Origin of the sequence: Brachybacterium sp. YJGR34, from assembly GCF_003347015.1 — a bacterium.
Taxonomy (GTDB): Bacteria; Actinomycetota; Actinomycetes; order Actinomycetales; family Dermabacteraceae; genus Brachybacterium.
Window position 1 is genome coordinate 1 of record NZ_PNFB01000007.1, and the last position, 21478, is coordinate 21478.

Below are 21478 nucleotides of genomic sequence, written 5' to 3' on the forward strand. Positions count from 1 at the left end.
ATGTGATGGTCCACGAGGGCGGGCTCCGTCTCGTCCCGATCAGCCCGGCGACTCCGCTGGGCAGTCGTTTCGGCGTGTTCGATGCGCAGGGAGTGCCGGTCCAGGCACGCTGGCCCGCCGATCACGAGCACCTCACCCTCTCCCGTCCCCGTCCGCCCGAGCCGTCGGGCGACCCGGAGCGGATCGCCGCAGCGACTGGCGGGTACGGCTTCCACCTCGCCGACTGCGTCGACGCCCTCCTCCACAACCTCCTCGACCTCGCCGCCTGACACCGCCGTCCTGCCGAAAGTCGCACCCGGGTCGTAGGCTCGTGCCATGCGTCCCGTCACCGATCTCGTCCGCGCCGAGCACCCCTTCGAGGTGGTCTCCGAGTACAAGCCCTCGGGTGACCAGCCGGAAGCGATCGCGCAGCTCACCGAACGTCTGAACAGCGGCGAGCAGGACGTGGTGCTGCTGGGGGCCACCGGCACCGGCAAGTCCGCCACCACGGCCTGGCTCATCGAGCAGGTGCAGCGGCCCACGCTGATCATGGCGCACAACAAGACCCTCGCCGCCCAGCTCGCCGCCGAGTTCCGTGAGCTGCTGCCGCACAATGCGGTGGAGTACTTCGTCTCCTACTACGACTACTACCAGCCTGAGGCGTACGTCCCGCAGTCGGACACCTACATCGAGAAGGACTCCTCGATCAATGCCGAGGTCGAGCGTCTGCGCCACAGCGCCACCAACTCGCTGCTGACCCGGCGCGACGTGGTGGTCGTCTCCTCGGTGTCCTGCATCTACGGCCTGGGCACGCCGCAGGAGTACGTCGACCGCATGGTGCAGCTCGCGCGCGGCGACGAGCTGGACCGCGACGAGCTGCTCCGCCGGTTCGTCGACATGCAGTACGACCGCAACGACGTCGCCTTCGAGCGCGGCACCTTCCGGGTGCGCGGCGACACGGTGGAGATCATCCCGATGTACGAGGAGCTCGCGATCCGCATCGAGTTCTTCGGCGACGAGATCGATGCGCTGTACACCCTGCACCCGATGACGGGGGAGGTGATCCGCCAGGAGGACCACATCCACATCTTCCCCGCCTCCCACTACGTCGCCGGCCCCGAGCGGCTGTCCCGGGCGATCGACTCGATCGAGGTCGAGCTCGCCGAGCGGCTCGAGGAGCTCGAGGGGCAGGACAAGCTGCTCGAGGCGCAGCGACTGCGGATGCGCACCACGCACGATCTCGAGATGCTGCGCCAGATGGGGTCGACCAACGGCGTGGAGAACTACTCCCGCCATCTCGACGGCCGCGCCCCGGGCACCGCGCCGAACACCCTCATGGACTACTTCCCCGAGGACTTCCTGCTCGTCATCGACGAGTCCCACGTGACCGTCCCGCAGATCGGCGCGATGTACGAGGGGGACCGCTCCCGCAAGCGCACCCTGGTCGACTTCGGCTTCCGACTTCCCAGCGCCCTGGACAACCGCCCGCTGACCTTCTCCGAGTTCACCGAGCGCACCGGCCAGACCGTCTACCTCTCGGCGACTCCCGCCGAGTACGAGCTGGGACGCGCCAACGGCGTGGTCGAGCAGATCATCCGGCCGACGGGCCTGGTGGACCCCGAGGTGATCGTCAAGCCCGTCAAGGGCCAGATCGACGACCTGCGCGAGGAGATCGAGAAGCGAGTCCAGCGCGACGAGCGCGTGCTCGTGACCACCCTGACCAAGCGGATGGCCGAGGACCTCACGGACTTCCTGCTGGAGAACGGAGTGCGAGTGCAGTACCTGCACTCCGACGTCGACACGCTGCGGCGCATCGAGCTGCTGCGCCAGCTGCGCCTGGGGGAGTTCGACGTGCTGGTGGGCATCAACCTGCTGCGTGAGGGCCTGGACCTGCCGGAGGTGTCGCTGGTGGCGATCCTCGATGCGGACAAGGAGGGGTTCCTGCGTTCGCGCACCTCGCTGATCCAGACCATCGGCCGCGCCGCCCGCAACGTCTCAGGTCAGGTGCACATGTACGCCGACCGGATCACCGACTCGATGCAGTCCGCGATCGACGAGACCAACCGGCGCCGTGAGAAGCAGATCGCCTACAACACCGAGCACGGCATCGACCCGACCCCGCTGCGCAAGCGCATCGCCGACGTCACCGACATGCTCGCCCGTGAGGACATCGACACCGACACCCTCATGGCCACCGACTACCGCACCGGCAAGGATCGCGTGGCCCGGGACCGCGCTCGCGCCAACGCGGTCGACGCCGTCAACAACCGCACCGTCGACCTCGGCGAGGATCCCGTGGGCTCGCTGACCGGCATGATCGACGAGATGACCGCCCAGATGCACCAGGCGGCCGAATCCCTGAACTTCGAGGTCGCCGCCCGTCTGCGCGACGAGGTGCAGGAGCTGAAGAAGGAACTGCGCGCCGTGCAGCGGTCCTAGGGCGCGCGAGCTCTCGTCGAAGCACGCTCTCCCGCGACGACGCGGCCCCGTGCGATCCTGGGCCGATGACCACCGACGGCTGTGTCTTCTGCCTGATCGCCGCACGGGAGCTCGATGCCTCCGTCGTGTTCGAGTCATCCACGGTCCTTGCGTTCATGGACGTGGACCCGGTCACGGAAGGTCACGTCTTGGTCGTGCCCAAGGCGCATCTGCCGGGGCTGGGAGATCTGGACGAGGAGATCGCCGCCGAGATGTTCGCCGTGGCCCGATCGGTGGCGGGAGCTCTTCGGCAGTCGTCGCTGCGATGCGACGGCGTCAACCTGTTCTATGCCGACGGTGAAGCCGCGTCCCAGGAGGTGTTCCACTCGCACCTGCATGTCTTCCCGCGTTTCGAGAACGATGGCTTCACGATCGAGGCCAGATGGGGCTCGAACCCGCAGCGCTCGGAACTCGACGCTCACGCTGCAGCACTCCGCGACGCGCTCGGACTTTGAAGCGATCGCGGGCACGTTGGGACGGCGACCAGCACGGCGCCGCGTTGTCAGACGACGGTGAGATTGACGTAGCGAGTTGCGGGGCCGCGCCAGTTCTTCAGGGCGTTGAAGGAACGTGCGACGGCATTGCGGCCCTGGTTGGCGTCGGAGAAGTAGGTGACTGGTCGCCCGCCTCGGCAGCCACCTCGCTTGCGGCGACGTTGCTGGTCCCTGGACTCGGGGATGACCGCGATGATGCCTCGTAGCCGTAGATTCGAGCGGATCGTCCGAGAGAAGAGGGTCCGGTCAGCCAGAAACGAGTCGGGCCGGGTGCGCGGACGCCCTGGGGCGAGGAACGGAACCCGGATCGGGTCCAGCACGAGCAAACACAACGGTGCGCCCCCGCCGTGTCAGGGTCCGACCAGAACGTCACGCGGTGGTGTCACCGATTAGTGCAGCAGTCTCTCCAAGCGTTGCTCGCAGGGAGCTCGAGCTCGCTGGGCGAGCGGGCGCAGATCGGAAGGCTCCTCCAACGCCTGTACTCACTGTGCGTATACACTAGATGTATAGTGACCACATGAGCACCGCGCACGCCTTGCTGGGACTGCTGGACCGGTCGCCGGCCTACGGCTACTCACTCAAACAGGACTTTGACCAACTGCTTGCTCCTGAGCGGCCACTGGCCTTCGGCCAGGTCTATGCCTCGCTGGCCCGTTTCGAGCGTCAGGGCTGGGCGGAGATCCTTACCGTGGAGACCGGTGCAGGGCCCGAGCGCAAGCTCTACGGCATCACGGCAGAGGGCGTCACCGAGCTGGATTCCTGGATCTACACACCGCAGGCCACGGGTGCGTTCGCGGCATCTACCCTGTTCAGCCGCATATCGATTGCTCTGCTCTCCGGCCGGGATGCTGAGGATGTCCTCACCGCTCAACGCGAGAGCCACATGGTGCGAATGCGCGAGCTCACCTCGCGCCGTCGAGGCGCCGAGCCTGCGTTGTTGCTCCAACTCGACTACGAGCTGACGCATCTTGATGCTGATCTGCGCTGGATCCAGGAGGCCGGTCAGCGGCTCGACGCACTGCGGGTGCAGTGGGGGCAGACGGACGGCGGGCCGACCGACAACGCCGGGAGCAGACGATGACCGCCGCGTCCGATCGACGTGAGCGCGCGGCGACAGAGTCTGACGCCGCCATGGCCGTCGAGCTGGCCGGAGTCCACGTCTCCTACGGCGCCGATCCCGCGCTGCGCGGAATCGATCTGCAGATCGCTGCTGGGGAGCAAGTGGCCGTGATGGGCCCGTCGGGTTGCGGAAAGTCGACGCTGTTGCACGTACTCGCCGGTGTGTTGGTGCCAGATGAGGGCGCGCTCCGGGTGCTCGGTGAGGACCTCGGTGCTCTACGGGAGAAGGATCGCGCCCAGCTCCGCTTGGCGCGTATGGGCATGGTGTTCCAGTTCGGCGACCTGATCGGCGAACTCACTCTGCGAGAGAACCTCTCTCTCCCGTTGCAGCTGCTCGGCGGTCGTCCGGCACGAATCCGTGCCGAATCGGAGGTGATGCTCGAGCGGCTCGGACTGAGTGATGTGGCAGACCGTCGGGCCGCCCAGGTCTCCGGTGGGCAGGCGCAGCGCGCCGCGGTCGGCCGTGCGCTGGTCCACCAGCCGACGCTGCTGCTGGCGGATGAACCCACCGGTGCTCTGGATACGGTCGCCGCCGACACGGTGATGGAGGCGCTGATGGAGACGGTCACGGAGCAGGGCACGACGTTGGTGGTCGTCACCCATGACAACCGCGTCGCCGCACACCTGGACCGTCTCGTGAGTATGCGTGACGGGGAGTTGGTGAGCTGAGATGCTGCCGTCCCTGCGCCTTGGACTCACTCTCGCGCTGCGCGCCACGGACCATGGCCGCTTCCGTGCGCTGAGCGCCCTCCTCGTGTCTCTGATCGGCTGTGCGCTGCTGGTCGTCGTGCTGTCCCTGCTGGATGCGAGCCGGCCGCGCAGCCTTGCCCCGGGGATTGCGATGGCGGACGTGTTCGGGCTGATCCTGCCGGGGATTGTTGCCCTCGCGATCGGCCTGCCCGTGCTGGCCGCCGCCGCCGCGACCGGTCGCATGTCCGAGCAGGACAGGTCCCGGCGCACAGCTCGACTGCACCTTCTGGGAATGCGCAGACGGGATCAGGTGGTGATGGGTGTTGGGGAGAGCCTGCCTTCCGCGCTCGTCGGGGCGGTGGCAGGCATCACTGTCGGGACCTTGCTGGTGCCCTGGGCCGGGCGGGCACTGCTCGGAATGAATCCGGCGCCGAGCGCCGCACCGGCCGCGGTCGTCGTCGCGTTCGCAGTGCCGCTGTCCCTGGTCGCCGGGGCCGCGACGCCGCCCGGCCGCGCCCACAGTGAGAACCTCGAGCGCGCTCGCGGTGACGTGGCTCGCCGCCCCGGCCTCTGGCGGGCCGCGATCCTGGTGCTCGGCCTGGGGATGCTGATGCTCAGCTGGAGCCTGCCGCAACTGTCCAACGTCCCGCTCGGGGTACTGTTCCTCGGCGGCGCGGGCCTAGCCGCACTGGGCAGCCTCCTGCTCCCTGCTCTGCTGGTGCGGCGCAGCGCCGACGTGCTTGTCAGGGTCGGTTCACCGGTGACCGTCGTGGCAGGGCGACGCCTGCAGTCACAACCCGCCGTGCTCGGTAGGGTGCTGGGTGCCTTGGTGATCGGCGTCGTGGTGACGACTGCTGCACAGGGGCTTATCAGCGTCCTCTCTGCGACACCGATCTACCAGGCCGGACGTCACTACCGTGATGTTGAGGCCGTCGCCGAAGCATGGGTCCCGGACAGGGCCTCCATCGCGGAACTCGACGGGGCCGTTGAGCGCGTCGGCGGAGCCCGGAATGTCGTCTTCAGCGCTCAGGGGTTGGTCGAAGCCGAGGGAAGCGCCGCGCGGGAAGAGTCCTTTCGGGCACTGATCGCGACGTGCGAGGAGCTCCGCATCCTCCGACCGGAGGTGGAGGGTTGCCGAGATGATCGTGCGGCGTGGATCCCGGCCGCGCGCGAGCTCGGTCTCGGGACACCTCCAGAGGGGACGGTGGACCTGTTCAGCTCCGAATATGACGAGAGTATCGGCGGGTTCGGGGGTCCCGTGCTGCAGCTTGAGGTTTCCGAGACCGATCTCGTCCGGGAGTCAGGGATCGCGGCATGGCAGGACACGGATCCGGCACCGGCTCTGTTCGTCCCGCGGGCCCTGCTCACCGAGGAGCAGTTCTGGCAGTTCGGCGGGTTGCGAGCGACGGTCATCGCCGATCCGCGTCCCGACCTGCCTGCGGAGCTGAGAGCCGAAGGTATAGACGCCCATATCGGCTGGAGGGCGGAGGACTTCGCCCCGTATCAGGCCACGATCGACACCATCCGCCTGTTGAATCTCGTGGTCCTGGCCGTCGGGCTGGGCGCCTTCCTGCTCGGCACGGCCGATCTGGCAATGGGACGCCGACAAGAGCACGCCCGCCTCCGCCTGCTCGGGACCCCTGTGGGTCTGCTGCGCCGTGCGCACTGGCTCGAGGTGGCTCTGCCGCTGGTGGTAGGTGGGGGAGCGGCCCTGGCGATCGGGCACCTGGTCGCCGTCGCCTTCGTCGAGACCGGAAATCGCGGCATGGACCCAGGCCTGATCACGCACCTCGGTGTCTCCAGCCTCACGGGGCCAGTGCTCGCCGTGGCGGGCGGGTCGGTGGCGATCGCATTGCTCACGTCGATCGGAATCGGCTCACCGCTGCGATCCGACCACATCCGGAGGACCTGACTCGCGGCGCTGTCCGCGGGCTGCCCGCCCAACGTGGCCCGCCCGCCCGACGGAGCTACCAGCGGGACGGGCCTGGCGTTTCCTGGTCCACACGCTGAATCCCGCTACTGCCAGGGAAGCGCGTTCATCAACCATGGCTAGGCTGCGCGCCCCAGTTGGGTGAACCCCGCGGCGGAGATCTGTCGTGGAACTGCCGATTCGGACCCTGCGGGACGTGGGAGCCCACGGTGCCGTAGCTGTCACGCAGGTGGTGCTCTACGTGGCAGATGTGTCACGTTGAAGCGTCACCACGTCGCGCAGCAGTCCCCACCTCTTTGAAGGCTGCTCGATAGGCGGTCGGGGAGGTTCCGATGATGGCTCCGAAGTGCCTGCGGAGATTTGCGTCGGAGCGCAGTCCTGTTGCTCCTGCGATCTGGGTGACGGTGAGGTCGGTGCGCTCGAGGAGTTCACGGGCGTGGTCGATGCGGGCGCGAAGCACCCACTGCATCGGGGTGATGCCGGTGTCGGCGGTGAACCGTCGCGAGAAGGTGCGGGGTGAGACGTTGGCTTGCCGGGCGAGCGTAGTGAGCGTGAGGTCTTCGTGGAGGTGCTCGAGGGCCCAGGCGCGGGTGGCTGCGAAGACGTCGCCGAGGGGTTCTGGGATGCTGCGGGGAACGTACTGCGCCTGGCCACCACTGCGGTAAGGGGCGCTGACGAGTCGTCGTGCGACCTGGTTGGCGAGCGTCACGCCGTGGTCGCGCCTGATGAGGTGCAGGCAGAGGTCGATGCCGCTGGCGGCGCCGGCGCTGGTGAGGACCTGTCCGGCATCGACGAAGAGCACGTTCTCGTCGACGTCGATGTGCGGATACTGCTCGTGGAGGACGCGTGTGTAGTGCCAGTGCGTCGTCGCGCAGCGCCCATCGAGCAGGCCGGCGGCGGCGAGAGTGAAGGCGCCGGTGGAGATGGCGGCGATCCGGGTGCCGTGCTGGTGTGCTGCTTGAAGTGCCGCGATCACGGTGGACGGGGTGGTGACGTCGGCCGGGTGTCGGTAGCCGGGAACGAGGACGGTATCTGCCCACGCGAGGGTCTCGAGGTCATGGCTGACGGCGTAGGCGAGCCCGTTCCATCCGTCGACGGTGCCAGCTCGTTCGCCGCAGACCCGAACCTCGTAGGGCATGCTCGGCCGTTTTGCGAAGACGTGCGCCGCGATTCCGACGTCGAGTGCCTTCGCTCCGTCCAGGACGAGTACCGCTACACGGTGGTCGCGGAGGGTATTCACGGAAGTGAACTTAGCGTGCATCGAGCTGCCGTTGCGAACGTGTCTGAGCTGCCAGGACGGGGACGGCTCCAAGGATGACGAGCAGGACGATGACGGACGGGGCGCCGTGCACGGCACGATAAGGATGAGGAATGCCCCCGAGGCCGGCGATGTGACGTAGGCACCGCGAGTACCGCCACCAGGCCGACCCCGGCCAGCGCGCAGAGGAGTAGAGGATGCAGGTAGTCGCCGGCCCGGTCTGCCAGCGCCGGTGTCACCAGCGACGCGATGAATCCGCCGACGTGGCACAGGCCGAGTGCCCACCCGACCTGTGACGGTGTCGCCTCGTAGAGCATGACCAGGAGAACCGCGAGCAGCGGGTTGAGAACCGCGTACAGGAGGGCCCAGAACCACGCGGCCACCGGCCAGCGCAGCCGCCTATCGGCATCGCTCACGGCCGCCCCACGATGAGGCGAAGCGAGCCGTCGAACGTCGGCTGAGTTCGCAGGTGCCCGTAGCGCCCATCCCAAGCCCCGGAGGCAAGATCCGCACGCAGGGTGCGCTCGAAGGCTTCTACGGCGTTCTCGCTCACAAAGCTCCACGCAGAGTTCGCGCGGCGCGCACCAGGATCCAGGAGCGCCTCGGGTCGGCCGTAGTAGGCCTCGGAGAACCCGTCGACGCACGCCAGCGGGATCGGCAGCTGCTCGACCGTCACCGTTCCTCCCAGGCCCGACCGCACATCAGCGATCCGGGGATAGCGGCTGGCTTCCGTCGCGATCATCTGGGGTGCGTAGTCGGTGAGCCAGGAGCGCTCGAGAGCAGCCGGGTCACACGTGAGGATCACGACTGGCCCTCGGGCCACCCGCCGCACCTCACGCAGCCCACCGCGCAGGTCCCGCCACTGATGGATGGTGAACGATGCCAGGGCGGCGTCAAAGGCGCGATCGCCGAACGGCAGATCCTCCGCGACCGCATCCACTGCCGGCGCCGCTCCGGCAGGACGCTGTGCTCGCATCGTCGCGCTGGGCTCAACGGCTGTCACCTCGAGGTGATCGGGCTCGTAGGAGCCGGCTCCGGCGCCGACATTCACCAGGGTCCGCGCTCCACCGAGTGCGGCACGGACAGCGTCGGCGAATGCTGGCTCGGGTTGCCGGTACCGCGAGTAGCCGGAGCCGATCGACCCGTAGTCCGCGTCGCCTGCACTTCCTTCATCGCCGTGGCGTCCATCAGCTAGTCGTTCATCTGTCATGGCACCACCCAACGGCGACTCCGCACCTCGCACCAGCGGCAGCAAGGACGCCGGTCGTACAGATCAAGCCAACCTCGTTGGTGGATCAACCGGCACGACGTGCGGCGACTCGTCTGAGCTGAGCGACACGGAGAGCTGCTGGAAGGCCGCGACTCTGCGCTGGTGGTTCGCGATAGCACCTGGGACGTCCGTGCCGCACTCGGTCGGAAGAGGAAGGCGCCCGCGGCCTCAGCCTCTTCCGGATCCCCTGAGTCCGTCCTCCAGCAAGGCGCGCGAGAAGGTTCGCAACGGCCTCTTCAGGAGAGAGTGCTCGTACTCGTCGCCCACGGCTATCCACCCTTCACTGTGGTAGAGCCCGAGTGCTGGTTGATTGTCGATGAGGGCGTGAAGCACCGCCTGCCTGTAGCCAGCTTCAGCGAGCTGTCCAGCGATAGCTCGAAGGAGTGTGCGCCCCAGTCCGCGAGCTTGCCGGTGCGGATTGACCGCGAGCAGCCCGACCACCGCGGCGCCAGGGGGATCGGTCGAGATGCCGCTCCCAGGGGCGGTTGCCAGGACAAATCCTTCGACCTTTTCACCGCTCGACGCAACGATCCATCCGATGCTTCTATCGAACTTCGGCCGGGCTCGATCCGCGACACCACTCACGGATCGACCGTCGCGCACAGCGCACGCGTCGACCCAGAGGGCGACGCACTGCTCGACGTCAGAGGGAGCTCCGGGCCGAAGAGTGATGTCACGATCAGCGTGGTGTCCCATCGGAACAGTCTCTCCGATGCGGATGCCTGGAGTCGGAAGATGCACCCTCGCGGCCGGGTAGGGCGGAGGTTTCCAACGCGGGAGAGCAGGGCGATCCATGCGGCAGCCCGGCACGCGTCTTAAGCGGTCGGATACGTCACGCCTTCGTCAGTGCAGCAGATTGGCGCCGAGAGCAGCCCAGTCCGTGGTGTTCGGGGGCAGGTGGGGGTGCCATGCCACGGCGTCGACGTCCTCGGGCTGGGATACGCACGGCTCTCCGGAGTCCTTGGCCTGGAAGGGGTGCAGGCCCCATCGGGCGAACTCGAGGCTGCGGTGCAGCTCGCCCTCGTCGTCCACGAAGTCGCGCACGACGGACGCCTTGGTGCGGGGCGCGCTGTTGCAGAACGGCGCCCACTGCCCCGAGCGGTCGTGCTTCGTCGCGACATAGCTATGCAACAGCCCGTCACCGGGACCGGGGACCAGCATCGTTCAGTGGAGAATTCTTCCCCGGCCGAACCTCGCACAACGGTGAGGAGGTGACTCAGGAGATCGCAGCAACACTGGCAATGGCGCTGCTCACCTTGTTCGTGGCCGTGCTACGGGTATTGGAGGCAGGCTTGACTTGGCCTGGGCGGGACCGCAGGGCGCGGTTCCGGAGTCGACCACCTTGCTAGGCTGAAGACATAGAGAGTATGTCTCTCGGGTGGGCGGGGACCGCAAGGACTCCTCTATGCCGTCCTCCACCCCAAGCTCACCACCATCGACAACGACCAAGAGCGTCCATCGTCGGGGCCTCCTGGGGCTGATTGCCATCCTCCTGTGCGCGACTGCGATCGGTGCAGTAAACCTGGCCGCACTGCAGATGGTCTCTGCTCGACTGGGGAGCTACGCCCCCGCCGCCCTTGTCGTCGGCGCCTTCGCTCTGGGTAACGCTGCCGGGCTCGTCGTCCAGGGCCGCTTGATCGACAGGTTCACTCCACCCCGGGTGCTCTATCCAGCGACCGCCCTGTTCTGTGCCGCGCTCAGCACAGCAGCCCTGTGGCACTCGACCCAGCACATCGTCTACCTCGCACTGTTCTTCCTGGCCGGCTTGTCGCTCCCGGCAGTGACCGGTGTCGTGCGCGCGGCCGTGCCCGGCATGTACCCCCAGAGACTCCACTTGAGGCTGTACGCGGCGATCGCTGTGACGTTCCAGGCCGGGATGGCCGTCGGGCCCTTGGCAGCCGTCGCCTTCTCCTCGCTGCGTGAAAGCGGCTACGCCTTCTTCGTGATCGCTGGGTTCGCGGCCACCGCCACACTCTGCCTGGCCCGGTTGCCCCACCCCAGCAAACCTGCGCCGCCCTCCCTCTCGTCGTCAAACGCTGTGCCCGCAGCATCCCGCGCACCGACTCCGGTCCACGACGAGCGCCCCTTGCTGACCCCGGGCTACATCACGGTGCTCTTCGGCACGGTCGGCTTTGGGGTGTCGATCGGAGTGGTGGCTGTCGGGCTTCCCGCGGTGCTCGATGCGACGAGTCCCGGCCTGGTCGGAGCAGCGTTCAGCGCCCTCGCTCTCGGCGATCTCGCTGCGGGTGTGGTCTACGGGAGCCGGAACTGGTCCGGGACGCTGCGGAAGCACCTGCTGGCATCTCTGCTTTGCGCCGCCCTCGCCGCGACGCTCCTGGCGTCGTTGATCAGCTGGCCGATGCTCGCAGTACTTGGCATGTTCCTTCTCGGTGCAATGGGCACACCCGCTGGGATCGCCATGTCTGCACTGCTAGACACCGCCGTCCCCCGTTCCAAACTCACCGTGGCTTTCACGACCATGGTCGCCACGAACCTCGTTGCCGTCTCCGTGGGCAACACCGCGGGCGGAGTCATCATCGAACTCGCCACAGCATCCTCGGCGCTGTTCCTGGCTCCCCTGGCACTCATCGCAGCCGGCCTCACAGTGGCTGGACGCCGCAATTCCCTTCCTGCAGCCAGCTCGCGCCCGGAATGAAGGCAGTTTCACGCGGCGGCAACGATCTAGCGCGCAAAACGGTATGCGGGACTGATGTTCAGATCACCTGAGTCCCGCATCGTTCGGTCGAGCATCGTTCCACGGGCCGAGCCGTTCGGGCATGATCTTGACGTCACAGCGAAGGCTGACCTCCTCAGCACAACGTCGCAGACGCCGTACGCGCCCGCACTCTGGATGGTGCTGCCAAGATGGGGCCATGTCCGAGTTTCGCCTCACCAGCTATCAGCAAGAGGACCAAGAGAGCTTCGCATGCCTCGTCAAAGATGTTCACGCTGAGTTCGGCTTCAGCTACGACGCTGAGCTAGATGCCGACCTCGACGATCCGGAGTCGCACTATCTGTTCATCCTGCTCGTGAAGTGCGGAACCTCAGTGGTCGGCAGCGCGGCACTCACTGAGCCTCGCGCCGAAACCACGATGCTCAAGCGGATGTATCTGCGACCTTCTCTTCGCGGTCTCGGCTGGGGTCGACACCTTCTCGACGGGGTGACAGAACGCGCCATTGAGAACGGGTGCAATCACATCCAACTTGATACCAGAGCTCGCCAAGTGGGCGCGCGCAGACTGTATGAAAAAACCGGCTTCAAGCTAGTCTCCCAAGACGGTGATACTCTGTTCTACGTAAAGGATGTTCGCCCACCCAATCCCGCTACATTCAGAAGGTAGCTCTCCGATCTCCAGAAATGCCCTCATACGTCTCTGCACTCTTCATAGCTGGTCGTGGTCTCGATCCCCACTAGGCCCCCTGGTCGAAGCTGTGATCGTGGATCTGGTTACCGTCCCGGGAGAGGCGAGGACAGCAACGCGGACACCTACGCGGTTGTGTGTGTTGTGCAGATCGGCTCACGCCGAGTCGCCGGTACGAGCGCACAGCTGTTCCCTGGCTCGCGCATACATCGGAGGCCTCCCGGAAGCGTGCACGCGACACCTACCGCGACGGACTCGGCACTGGATCTTCGGAGTCGCACGTGCGCGCAGTGGAGCAGGTGGGCGACTCTGTCCTGATGTCCGGTCTTCGAGGCCACGGACTGGTCCGCAGAGAGGGAAGACATCAGCGGTCCTGGGCATGTGCTCACTGAACTCTGAGGAGCCGCTTTAATGGGTTGATGGACGTCCGACTCTGCAGTGCCGCCGATCTGAAGTCTCTGACCGTAGCCTGGCCTGCCCCGGGAGGCGTTCACGAGGCTCATACCGCGAGGGCAGAGGACGGCTCTCACGACTACCTCGTTGCAGGGTGCCAAGGCGAGCCGCTCGGCTCCTCAGTGATCCGCTGGACAGGGTACGAAGGTGGCGAAGGGAGCGCCGCGCATCCTGACGCTGTTGAGGTCTGCCACCTGCAGGTTCGTCCCGAGTATCGCGGGCAGTGTGTCGGCACAGCTCTGATCAAAGCCTCCGAGCGGAGAGTGCTGCGGCGAGGCCGTCGGAGCATCGCGGTCGGCGTGGCCGACGATAACCCCGGGGCACGGAAGCTGTACGAGCGGCTGGGGTTTCGTCCGACGGGGATCATAGATGTCAGTGAATACGAATGGGTTGACGCCGACGGGGCGACTCATCACGCCCGAGAGTGCGATCAAATGCTACTCAAGGAGCTCCGCGACCAACCATAGAAGGAATGCGTGTGAGCGCTTCGGAACACCACGCGCCTGAGGTTCTACGTCAGATCGTGGTCAATTGTCCCTGAGAGCGATGTGCGATCAGGTGACAGCTGCGTGCCGCGGAGGTGTGCAATAGGGGGCATAGCCGCCGACGATAGAGTCGAGTTGTGACTGCACACGAGGGATCCAAGCCCGCTTCCACGTTTCGGGGTGTCCTGCTCGACTGGCGAGGCACGCTCGTCGTCGCCCCCACTGACCGATGGCTCGTGGAGACGGCGCTGAGGCGCCTGGGGCGGTGCGCGGACAGCGAGGTCGTGGAACATGTGCTGGGCTCCCTGAGGGGCGCCGACAGAACTCGCGTCGACTCGTCGCAGATTGATACTGACGTCACCGCGCACCGCGTGGCGTACGCAGAGTGGTTCCGGGCCGCAGGACTCGACGGCGAGTTGTCTGCGGCGCTCTACGCAGCCGAGTCAGACGTCGCTCTCAACGAGTTCGCGCACGATGTCGGGCCGTTGTTACAGGAGCTTGCATCGGCCGGCGTGCGCATCGGGATCCTGAGCGACATCCACGTCGATCTGCGACCGGTGTTCGCGGTCCATCAGCTGCCTGACGGTCGCCCGTGGTCAGACGTCGTCCATACGTGGACGCTCTCGTTCGAGGCGGGAGCCGCGAAGCCGGACCCGGCGATCTTCCGGGCGGCGCTCGAAGGGATGGGCATGCCTGCATCCGATGTTCTGATGGTTGGCGACCGGGGCGGCTGGGATGGTGCCGCGGTTGACGTGGGCATGACGGCGCTCGTGCTGCCGCCGCTCACGGACGCTGCTGATGAGCGGCTGCACCGAGTGCTGGATCTCGTGCTCCCCGGCCGTCTGAGTGCCGGTCACGGTCGCTGTTGATGCGGGGGCGGCATCAGTGAACCAGGTTGAGGAGCAACGCTGGGTTCGTGCGTGACAGCATCGACCAACGCACACCCCCTGATGGGAGCATGCAGATAGATCATCGAGTGGCTCACCCGTCTGCTTTAGAGGGGAGGTTGGCGCTGACAAGCGTGCCGATGTCCTCGCCCTCGCAGATCCGGCGCATTAGGTACTTGCGGCTCACGTCGAAGATGTGCATGGTGAGGTCCTGCTCGCCCGCGAGAACGAAGGCGCTGGTGTCCATGACCTTGATGCCATTGGCGACGGCGTCCTCGTAGCTCAGGCGATCGAAGCGCACAGCATTGCGGTGGACGTTGGGGTCCTTGTCGTAGACAGCGTCGATGTCGCGCTTCGCGACCAACAGTGCGTCGGCATCGAGCTCGAGGGCTCGCTGCACGGACGGGTAGTCGGTGGTCACGTAAGGCTGCCCGATCCCACCGGCGAGGATCACGATGTGGTTGTGGTCTAGGTGCGAGAGCGCCCGGAGGCGGATGAACGATTCCGCGACCGACTGCATGGGGACCGCGGTCATCACGCGGATGTCGGCGTCGGTCCGTGCTGTAAGAGCCCCTCTGAGCATGAGGGCGTTCATCACCGTGCCTAGCATGCCGATGTTGTCAGCCTCCGCGCGTCCGATGCCCCATCCTTCTGACATCCGGCCGCGGAAGTAGTTCCCTCCGCCAACCACGACGGCGACCTGGACACCGAGCTGATGGACCGCGAGAACCTCATCGCTCAGGTGAGCCAGTCGATCAGGCTCAACACCCCAGCCGCTCTCGCCTGCGAGAGCCTCGCCTGACAGCTTCAAGACGACGCGCTTGTAGCGAGACATGCCGCCCTCTCCCTAGTACCTCGGCCCTCGATTCAAGGCCAGATTGTCGACAAGTATCTCCGAGCATGCCGTCACCAGGCATGGGAGACACGCCTTAGGCGCCGACCTGTTCGACGCGGAATGGGACGATGTCCACGCGGGATTCTGGCTGGATTGTGGGGTAGTGGGTGCGGAGCAAGGCCTGGAGGTCTGCGGCGACGGTTCCACCCTCGCGCTGGGCGTCCTCATCGGTGATCTGGTCGAATCGTTTCGGCTCGATAGAGTTGATGTGGCCGGGGAGGCGCTTGTACTCATCGTCGAACTCGAAGAGCAGCCATGCAGGCCCGATCGCGCAAGGTTCGTCGAATCGGGTGGTCGCCGTCTCGCTGCCGTCCAGCACGGAGTCGTAGTAGAGCGGGTGGAACCGCACCACTCGCTCGCGCATCGCGCTGGGGTTGCTGTACGGGTGCGGCAAGAGCGTGCGCACCGGCGCCGTGGTCAACGCTCCGTCCAGCGGGATGATCACTGAGCAGTCGGGATGCTGGTCGAGGAGCACCTGGCGGGCAGCGGCCGCACGGGGGATCACCCCACGGCCCCGGTTCCCCACAGCCGGAACCCAACCACGCCGGCGCGTGCCAACTTTTGACGGGGGAGCGAGGGGCAGGGGTCTCCATGAGCTCGCCCTTCAGCAAGACGCGCGAGAAGGTTCGCAACGGCCTTACTCCTGCTTCTAGCTCTGCTCGGCGAAGATTGTAGCGAACCGCCCCTCTAGGGCTAGGAGCTGGTCGTAGCTACCTTGTTCGATGACTTTGCCGTTGTCGAAGACGTAGATGCGATCCATGTCCTTCAGCGTCCATGCTCGGTGGGAGACGACGACCGTGATCCGTCCCTGTTTCGTGCGCTGGAGCTCGCGGAAGATCTCCTGTTCGGCCTCTGCGTCGATGGAGGAGGTCGGCTCGTCGAGGATCCAGATCGGGGAGTCGCGGAGGTAGATGCGAGCCAGTGCGAGTCGCTGCCACTGCCCACCGGAGACCCCGACGCCGCCCCACTGCTCGCCGAGCTGCTGGTCGAGTCCGTCGGGCATCGCCTCCACCATATGGGCAGCATGGGCCGATCTCAGCGCGTTCCACACGTCGTCGTCGGAGACGTCTTCTCGGGCCGAGCCGAGTCGCACGGCATCGCGCACGGTCAGCTCGAACCGTCCGAACTCCTGCGTTAAGAGTCCGAAGTGGGCTAACCACGCGGACTCGCCCAGGTCTCCGCGCGTCTCCCCGTCAATCATGACTGTTCCCGTGCCGTTATCGATGAGGCCCAGGATTGCGTTGACTGTCGTGGTTTTACCTGCGCCGTTAACGCCGACCAGGGCGATGACCTCTCCTCGAGAGGCCTCTATGTCTACTCCGGTGATCGCGTCGTGATCGCGGCCGCTGTATCGATGAGTCAAGCCCGCAGTGCGCAGGGATCGCACGTCGCTAGGGGTCGGGTGCACCCTTGTCGCGCGCCCGGCGGAGAGGAAGTCGCGTAGGCCTGAGGTAAGGGGGAGCTGTTCGATCGCGAGGCCGGCGTTCAGGCCGGCGCCCGCTGAGGCCGTCATCGCGGCCATGACTCCGTAGATACCGGCAACGGCCGGTGACTCGAGTTGGGCTCCGATGACGACAGCGACGATCGCGCCTCCAAGAAGGATCGTCGCCACGATGCCGCTGAGCGATGAGCCGACAGTTTGAGGGCGCAGCGCTCTGGCCATGATGGCGTCGATGGTGTGCCAGCGGGCGGCGACCATCTCCGCGACGCGTTCCGAGGTGCCGAGGCTCGACAGCTCCGTGGCGGAACGTTGCCGGACGATGAGCTCTCGCAGGTAGCGTTCGCGGTCGTAGTGAGGACTGACGTGGTCCCATTGGGTCTCCCAGACGCGAGAGAGGTGCCGGGAGTAGATCAGTGGCGGGATGAGGGCGAGCAGCGTGAGCGCACCGGCGATCCAGCTGAACGTGAAGACGGTCGCGATCACTCCGATGGAGGACAGCATCGCCATCACGGCTTTCGTGTACTGGGAGAAGGACCAGGCGATCCCTTCTCCGATCGCCCGCGAGTGACGCTCGACCCGGGAGGCGATGGACGAGTTTACGAGCTCGGCTGGTGCGACGCGCGCCGCCTCCCGCACTAGTGAAGCGTTGAGGTCGGCCTGGAGGCGTTGCGCCGCACGATGCTGAAAGTCCTCACAGATTGTGGTGAGCGCTGGGGCGAAGCCGACAATCAGGACCATCACGAGGAGCAACCCAGCGATGTCACGGAGTTGGTCCGTGCTGCCGAGAGCTTCGATCAGTGCCGCTATGACCAACACCTGTAGGGCAGGGACCGCGGCCAGCGCCAGCGAGACGATCGTTGTCCACGAGAGAATCACCGGTGCCGCGGAGAAGGAGCGCCGCGACAGCCAGGCGACAGTACTCAGTGTTTGCATCTTCGCTCCCGCGCTACCGTCGTCGGCTGAACCGCCACCACTATGCCAAGCCTTAGGCCCCCACGGAGGCGAAAGCTCCAGTTGCGCTCTCGGGCGTACCTCACGGCGCAGAAGTGTCATGAAACTGCCGTTTCGGACCCTGTGGGACGGGGGAGCCTACGGTGCCGTAGCTGTCACGCAGGGTGGCGCTCAAGGTGACAGATGTGTCCGGTTGAGGTGTCACCAACTCGTGTATCAGTCCCAGATGCTGGCACGCCAGCATGATGGAAGCAGACCCTCGAGCACCGAACGGATCCCATGAGCACCAGCGACACGAACAGCCCCTCCCCGCGCCGCAACACGGGCGAGGGCTAGCAACCTCCGCCGGCGACATTTGCACGGCGCTTCGCCCCCTCGAGCACGTCCAGGACGTCCTCTCGATCAGTCGCAGCCAGGCGTACGCCCTCGTGCGCTCCGGCGACCTGCGAGCGAGCCGTGTCGGCGGCGGTGGACAGTGGAGAGTCGAGCTCACCGAACTCGAGGGGTGCATCGAACGCGGTTACCAGGCTGCGGCCGCGGCGCTCTCGGACGAGGACTCCGACTGGAGCCCTATATCGTCGCGTCCATGCCCCCCGACGACTGGCAGCGCCTCTCCATCGCCGACCTCCTGCGCCTTGATGTAGCGCTACACGGTGCCAATACAGCTACTCTGCGATCTTCTGCCTGCGAGACTGGAATGTCAACATCAGCCTCTGATCAGAGTGTGGCAACTCCAATCGAGGGGAGGCGGCCACCCCTGACGGTTCGGTGCGTGGTGGGATTATCCGCCATAATTCTGCTTACAGTCTCCTGCACTGCCCGACATAACGAGCCAGGTCGCGACGAGAACGACACTTCGAGCCCCGTGAGCAGCGCAATATCCAGCCGTATGCTCCAGGCTTGCCTGGACGCTTCAGATGAGGCCTGGATCGAGCGTGACGACCTCGCGGTATTTGATGACTATCCCGATCCTTCGGATTGGCATTCATGTATCAGCGATATTGATTCGGAACCCACCCGCTCCGATGTACTGCATGCGTTCCCGCCTGGAGGTGTCGAGTCATGGCTGAGGGAGTCCCATCTTCCGCCTAACTGCACGGACGACTCGAACTTCGGCAAACTGTTCATTACCAATGGTAAAGACACGTTCCGAGTGAAGCTATTGGGTTGCGGGGTTGCCGAGGCTGTGTAAAGTCGGCACAGTAGTGCTTAACGCGCGGTAAGGCCAAAATGGGCGAGGCGCGCCCTAGTTGCTGGCAGGAGCCGCAGTATGTTCCACTTCTGCAGCCCGTCCATGTCAGGCCTGCTCGATAATTTCGCGGGCAGCCGCGTTGCGCTGGTGGCGGTAGAGCGCCGCCCGGGCCCACGCCTCGAGATGCGCAGCCTCCTCGGCAGCGCGCCACTTCGCACGTTCCTCGGCGGCGACCGCGAGCTTGTGATCCACGCCCTCGGGTCCACGGGCGGTCGACCGAACTTGGGACTGATGCGCACGACTGCGTCACGCGATCTGTGGCGCTGGAGAGCGTTCCAGGAAGGATGTACACCCCATCCCCTCCCTTTCCGCAGGACCTCCGTGACGACGTCGTGCGCGTCGGTCCCTTCAGTCGATGCAACGCTTCGTTGCCTATCGCGGAGTTGGATCCCTTCTGGAGTACGCGTCGGGCAGGAACTCTGCACGAATGCTGAGCATCATTTTCTTTGGCGTGGGCAACTTGACGGTGTCGAAGCGAACTGCGTTGGGAGAGGTGTTCGATGCGCACCCGGTTCTTCGCCCTGCACGGATCGGCGATGACCCGCCTCGGACTATCGTCGGTGACAGCATCGTTTCGCATCTCGCAGCACCGAAACTGCCGTTATGGCTGATCGGCGCTCCAAACCGGCAGGAAGAGGAAGCCACCTGGTTCATAGATCTGAGCCCCGAATGGCAGGCCGTCGAGGGGCCAGGCGGTGCGAAGCAGGTGGTCCGAGCTACCAGCCGGCTCGCTCTCTTCGTTGGGCCTGAGCGGGCACGAGCCGCTGGCGGTCCAGATGGACTGGCAGGGTTCTTTGCAGAGCTTGGCGACGCGCTCGGAGCGAGCTACGGGTGCATCTTCCCCGAGGGTTTCTACGACAAGCTCGACGCGTGGTACCCCGACGTTCAATGCCGACCAGACCCCCGCGAGGGTCTGGGCAGCGTGTACTGGTTGCAGTACTTCGGTCCCGCGTTCGCTGATCGCTATCCCGGGTTACGGGACTTGCCCTTAACCATGACCACTGCCCGGGGCGCCACGGTCTACCGAGCCACCGACCGTCCCGAGCACACGCTGAAGCCTGATGGGGGGCCACTGGAGGGCGACTGGAGGGAACCGCTAGTGTCCGTCCTCGGAGAGAAGCCGTTCCATTTCGACTCGTCGGAGAATGCAGCGCTTCCCAGCGACGAGGAGCACGCCTCGCATGACCCGAACTCCGAGTCTGCCCCCGTCGACCTCCTTGAGCGGCTCGACCGAGAGGCCCGAGAACGAGATGAGAGAAGGGCAAGAGAGTACACCAGGGCACATGATCGCCGCCTTCAACTCGAGCGCCGCCGGGTGCCACCAGCGGAGGTCGACACGTCGCAGGAATGGTCGACAAACTTCGACAGCGACCAGATCCAGAGATTCTGGAAAGCCCTTCGATCCTGTCTTGCACCCGACATCACCGGGCCATACGCGGGCGCCTTGAGCCGGGAGATGGCGAACGCGCCGCGGGAAAGTACGGGCAAGGTTCTTCTCGGCTCAGCGCACGGAGCGTTCGTTCTGTCCTGGTGGGCCGAGGACGAGGAGAGCCTGACCGTCGCGGTCCATGGCCCCCGCGCCGTGATTCGGTGCTTCGAAAGAGCGGTGGACTAGACCCAGCCGAGCAAGAGCCGCCGGCGTCGGGGTGCGGGTTGCGCCACCCACTTGCATGCAGGGAGCATCCCCGCCGTTCCTTTGGGGTGTACCCCACGGCACAGAAGTGTCATGAAACTGCCGTTTCGAACCCTGTGGGACGGGGGACCCTACGGTGCCGTAGCTGTCACGCAGGGTGGCACTCAAGGTGACAGATGTGTCCGGTTGAGGTGTCACCAACTCGTGCAGCAGTCCCAACGCTCGGCTTCGATCTCGAGGTTAAGTGAGGTCACGGCCATAGACATGCATGACAACAGGGCTTCCGTCTTCCAACGTCTCGGTGGTGATGTGCACGTCCCGGAGGTGCACGAATCCCGCCTTCTCCGCAACACGTGACGAGGCAGCGTTGCGGGCGTCTGTGCGGATCACTGCCCGCTTGCCGACAGCCCTCTCCTGGATCGTCGCGCAGATCAGTTCAACAGCGCGGGCAGCCACGCCGCGACCGCGAACCGAAGGGGCGACGCCGTAGGCGATGTTCACGTCCCCGGGCTCCAGGCCATCGGTGACGTCCGGGTCGAAGTCGATCGTGCCCACGAAGGTCCCGTCGAGCCAGATCCCGAAGACCCGTTTGGGCTTGCCCCGCTCGGCATCGCGCGCGAGCTGCGCGATGAACTCCGTGGTCCCCTCGACCGTGCTCTTCGCTTCGCTGAGCCATCGCACCGTCTGCTCATCCTCGGCCTCGACAATCGCTCGGGCGTCCTCGAGGCGGAGAGGTTCGATGGAGACCTGCATAGGAGAACCGTATGCCGAGCGCGCCGCACAGTGCGAGGTCATTTTCATGCTTCAGCGGGCAGGCGCGAGGAGACAGGCCGAATGCTCTGCGTCGAACTGTCCCGCAGTGGCCGTCTCACAAACGGTCCGCTCAAACGGTCGCTTCCAG

The 21478-nt window shown here is 65.8% G+C and carries 21 protein-coding genes; 12 read left to right on the top strand and 9 right to left on the bottom strand.

Translation table 11 applies throughout. The features are described 5' to 3' along the window. The 6 genes from CXH06_RS08170 to CXH06_RS08200 form a co-directional block, all read left to right on the top strand. Window positions 1–269, top strand: a 269-nt coding sequence (locus tag CXH06_RS08170; RefSeq protein ID WP_157975664.1) for a hypothetical protein, incomplete at its 5' end; no start/stop codon positions are given. 46 nt (window positions 270–315) lie between these two features. After that, complete coding sequence (gene uvrB, locus CXH06_RS08175; RefSeq protein WP_114854688.1) at window positions 316–2418, top strand: excinuclease ABC subunit UvrB; 2103 nt, start codon at window positions 316–318, stop codon at window positions 2416–2418. Between the two features lie 65 nt (window positions 2419–2483). Continuing rightward, complete coding sequence (locus CXH06_RS08180; RefSeq protein WP_114854689.1) at window positions 2484–2912, top strand: HIT family protein; 429 nt, start codon at window positions 2484–2486, stop codon at window positions 2910–2912. Window positions 2913–3468: 556 nt separating this feature from the next. Then, entirely contained in the window at window positions 3469–4032 is a 564-nt protein-coding gene (locus tag CXH06_RS08190) for a PadR family transcriptional regulator (RefSeq protein WP_114854691.1), read from the top strand. Beyond that, a complete protein-coding gene (locus CXH06_RS08195; RefSeq protein WP_232820268.1) occupies window positions 4029–4739 on the top strand; it encodes an ABC transporter ATP-binding protein in 711 nt (236 codons plus the stop codon). The genes CXH06_RS08190 and CXH06_RS08195 overlap by 4 nt, the downstream gene beginning before the upstream one ends. Window position 4740: 1 nt before the next feature. Then, entirely contained in the window at window positions 4741–6672 is a 1932-nt protein-coding gene (locus CXH06_RS08200) for a hypothetical protein (protein ID WP_114854692.1), read from the top strand. A gap of 271 nt (window positions 6673–6943) precedes the next feature. Here the strand turns inward: CXH06_RS08200 and CXH06_RS08205 are convergent, their stop codons facing one another. From CXH06_RS08205 to CXH06_RS08220, 4 genes are all read right to left on the bottom strand, one after another. Beyond that, entirely contained in the window at window positions 6944–7951 is a 1008-nt protein-coding gene (locus CXH06_RS08205) for a GlxA family transcriptional regulator (RefSeq protein ID WP_114854693.1), read from the bottom strand. Window positions 7952–8360: 409 nt separating this feature from the next. After that, a complete protein-coding gene (locus tag CXH06_RS08210; protein WP_114854694.1) occupies window positions 8361–9158 on the bottom strand; it encodes a class I SAM-dependent methyltransferase in 798 nt (265 codons plus the stop codon). 228 nt (window positions 9159–9386) lie between these two features. After that, window positions 9387–10013 carry an N-acetyltransferase family protein gene (locus tag CXH06_RS18805; protein ID WP_369832982.1) on the bottom strand — a complete coding sequence of 209 codons (627 nt, stop codon included), beginning with the start codon at window positions 10011–10013 and terminating at the stop codon, window positions 9387–9389. A 48-nt stretch (window positions 10014–10061) separates the two neighbouring features. Further along, on the bottom strand, window positions 10062–10379 hold the full coding sequence (locus CXH06_RS08220) for a hypothetical protein (RefSeq protein ID WP_114854696.1): 318 nt from the start codon (window positions 10377–10379) through the stop codon (window positions 10062–10064). Window positions 10380–10623: 244 nt separating this feature from the next. Between CXH06_RS08220 and CXH06_RS08225 the strand changes: the two genes are divergently transcribed. The 4 genes from CXH06_RS08225 to CXH06_RS08240 all read left to right on the top strand — a co-directional run bounded on the left by CXH06_RS08225 (window position 10624) and on the right by CXH06_RS08240 (window position 14387). Beyond that, complete coding sequence (locus tag CXH06_RS08225; RefSeq protein WP_114854697.1) at window positions 10624–11874, top strand: MFS transporter; 1251 nt, start codon at window positions 10624–10626, stop codon at window positions 11872–11874. 217 nt (window positions 11875–12091) lie between these two features. Then, window positions 12092–12559: a GNAT family N-acetyltransferase gene (locus CXH06_RS08230; RefSeq protein ID WP_157975668.1), complete on the top strand. Its 468-nt coding sequence runs from the start codon at window positions 12092–12094 to the stop codon at window positions 12557–12559. Between the two features lie 440 nt (window positions 12560–12999). Further along, window positions 13000–13500, top strand: coding sequence for a GNAT family N-acetyltransferase (locus CXH06_RS08235; RefSeq protein WP_114854699.1), 501 nt, complete (start codon window positions 13000–13002; stop codon window positions 13498–13500). A 155-nt stretch (window positions 13501–13655) separates the two neighbouring features. Continuing rightward, window positions 13656–14387 carry an HAD family hydrolase gene (locus CXH06_RS08240; protein ID WP_114854700.1) on the top strand — a complete coding sequence of 244 codons (732 nt, stop codon included), beginning with the start codon at window positions 13656–13658 and terminating at the stop codon, window positions 14385–14387. A gap of 112 nt (window positions 14388–14499) precedes the next feature. Here the strand turns inward: CXH06_RS08240 and pyrH are convergent, their stop codons facing one another. The 3 genes from pyrH to CXH06_RS08255 form a co-directional block, all read right to left on the bottom strand. Further along, the gene (gene pyrH / locus CXH06_RS08245) at window positions 14500–15240 is read right to left on the bottom strand and encodes a UMP kinase (protein WP_114854701.1); all 741 of its coding nucleotides are present in this window, start codon (window positions 15238–15240) and stop codon (window positions 14500–14502) included. A 94-nt stretch (window positions 15241–15334) separates the two neighbouring features. Then, a complete protein-coding gene (locus CXH06_RS08250; protein ID WP_232820269.1) occupies window positions 15335–15745 on the bottom strand; it encodes an ASCH domain-containing protein in 411 nt (136 codons plus the stop codon). 204 nt (window positions 15746–15949) lie between these two features. Continuing rightward, window positions 15950–17617: an ABC transporter ATP-binding protein gene (locus CXH06_RS08255; RefSeq protein ID WP_232820270.1), complete on the bottom strand. Its 1668-nt coding sequence runs from the start codon at window positions 17615–17617 to the stop codon at window positions 15950–15952. 320 nt (window positions 17618–17937) lie between these two features. Here CXH06_RS08255 and CXH06_RS08260 point away from each other — a divergent pair, with 320 nt between their 5' ends. Next, on the top strand, window positions 17938–18336 hold the full coding sequence (locus CXH06_RS08260; protein WP_114854828.1) for a helix-turn-helix domain-containing protein: 399 nt from the start codon (window positions 17938–17940) through the stop codon (window positions 18334–18336). A 653-nt stretch (window positions 18337–18989) separates the two neighbouring features. On the opposite strand, the gene CXH06_RS08265 is transcribed toward CXH06_RS08260, so the two are convergent. Continuing rightward, window positions 18990–19136: a hypothetical protein gene (locus tag CXH06_RS08265; RefSeq protein ID WP_198684045.1), complete on the bottom strand. Its 147-nt coding sequence runs from the start codon at window positions 19134–19136 to the stop codon at window positions 18990–18992. A gap of 235 nt (window positions 19137–19371) precedes the next feature. Here CXH06_RS08265 and CXH06_RS08270 point away from each other — a divergent pair, with 235 nt between their 5' ends. After that, on the top strand, window positions 19372–20559 hold the full coding sequence (locus tag CXH06_RS08270; protein ID WP_114854704.1) for a hypothetical protein: 1188 nt from the start codon (window positions 19372–19374) through the stop codon (window positions 20557–20559). A gap of 258 nt (window positions 20560–20817) precedes the next feature. On the opposite strand, the gene CXH06_RS08275 is transcribed toward CXH06_RS08270, so the two are convergent. Next, window positions 20818–21330: a GNAT family N-acetyltransferase gene (locus tag CXH06_RS08275; protein WP_157975671.1), complete on the bottom strand. Its 513-nt coding sequence runs from the start codon at window positions 21328–21330 to the stop codon at window positions 20818–20820. Window positions 21331–21478 lie beyond the last annotated feature (148 nt).

Excerpts from the sequence above, each read along its gene's own strand:
- pyrH (WP_114854701.1), bottom strand. The coding sequence starts at position 15,240 with ATGTCTCGCTACAAGCGCGTCGTCTTGAAGCTGTCAGGCGAGGCTCTC.
- CXH06_RS08225 (WP_114854697.1), top strand. The coding sequence starts at position 10,624 with ATGCCGTCCTCCACCCCAAGCTCACCACCATCGACAACGACCAAGAGC.
- CXH06_RS08190 (WP_114854691.1), top strand. The coding sequence starts at position 3,469 with ATGAGCACCGCGCACGCCTTGCTGGGACTGCTGGACCGGTCGCCGGCC.
- CXH06_RS08260 (WP_114854828.1), top strand. The coding sequence starts at position 17,938 with ATGGAAGCAGACCCTCGAGCACCGAACGGATCCCATGAGCACCAGCGA.
- CXH06_RS08270 (WP_114854704.1), top strand. The coding sequence starts at position 19,372 with ATGCTGAGCATCATTTTCTTTGGCGTGGGCAACTTGACGGTGTCGAAG.
- CXH06_RS18805 (WP_369832982.1), bottom strand. The coding sequence starts at position 10,013 with ATGGATCGCCCTGCTCTCCCGCGTTGGAAACCTCCGCCCTACCCGGCC.
- CXH06_RS08205 (WP_114854693.1), bottom strand. The coding sequence starts at position 7,951 with ATGCACGCTAAGTTCACTTCCGTGAATACCCTCCGCGACCACCGTGTA.
- CXH06_RS08210 (WP_114854694.1), bottom strand. The coding sequence starts at position 9,158 with ATGACAGATGAACGACTAGCTGATGGACGCCACGGCGATGAAGGAAGT.
- CXH06_RS08195 (WP_232820268.1), top strand. The coding sequence starts at position 4,029 with ATGACCGCCGCGTCCGATCGACGTGAGCGCGCGGCGACAGAGTCTGAC.
- uvrB (WP_114854688.1), top strand. The coding sequence starts at position 316 with ATGCGTCCCGTCACCGATCTCGTCCGCGCCGAGCACCCCTTCGAGGTG.
- CXH06_RS08200 (WP_114854692.1), top strand. The coding sequence starts at position 4,741 with ATGCTGCCGTCCCTGCGCCTTGGACTCACTCTCGCGCTGCGCGCCACG.
- CXH06_RS08230 (WP_157975668.1), top strand. The coding sequence starts at position 12,092 with ATGTCCGAGTTTCGCCTCACCAGCTATCAGCAAGAGGACCAAGAGAGC.
- CXH06_RS08235 (WP_114854699.1), top strand. The coding sequence starts at position 13,000 with ATGGACGTCCGACTCTGCAGTGCCGCCGATCTGAAGTCTCTGACCGTA.
- CXH06_RS08220 (WP_114854696.1), bottom strand. The coding sequence starts at position 10,379 with ATGCTGGTCCCCGGTCCCGGTGACGGGCTGTTGCATAGCTATGTCGCG.
- CXH06_RS08275 (WP_157975671.1), bottom strand. The coding sequence starts at position 21,330 with ATGCAGGTCTCCATCGAACCTCTCCGCCTCGAGGACGCCCGAGCGATT.
- CXH06_RS08180 (WP_114854689.1), top strand. The coding sequence starts at position 2,484 with ATGACCACCGACGGCTGTGTCTTCTGCCTGATCGCCGCACGGGAGCTC.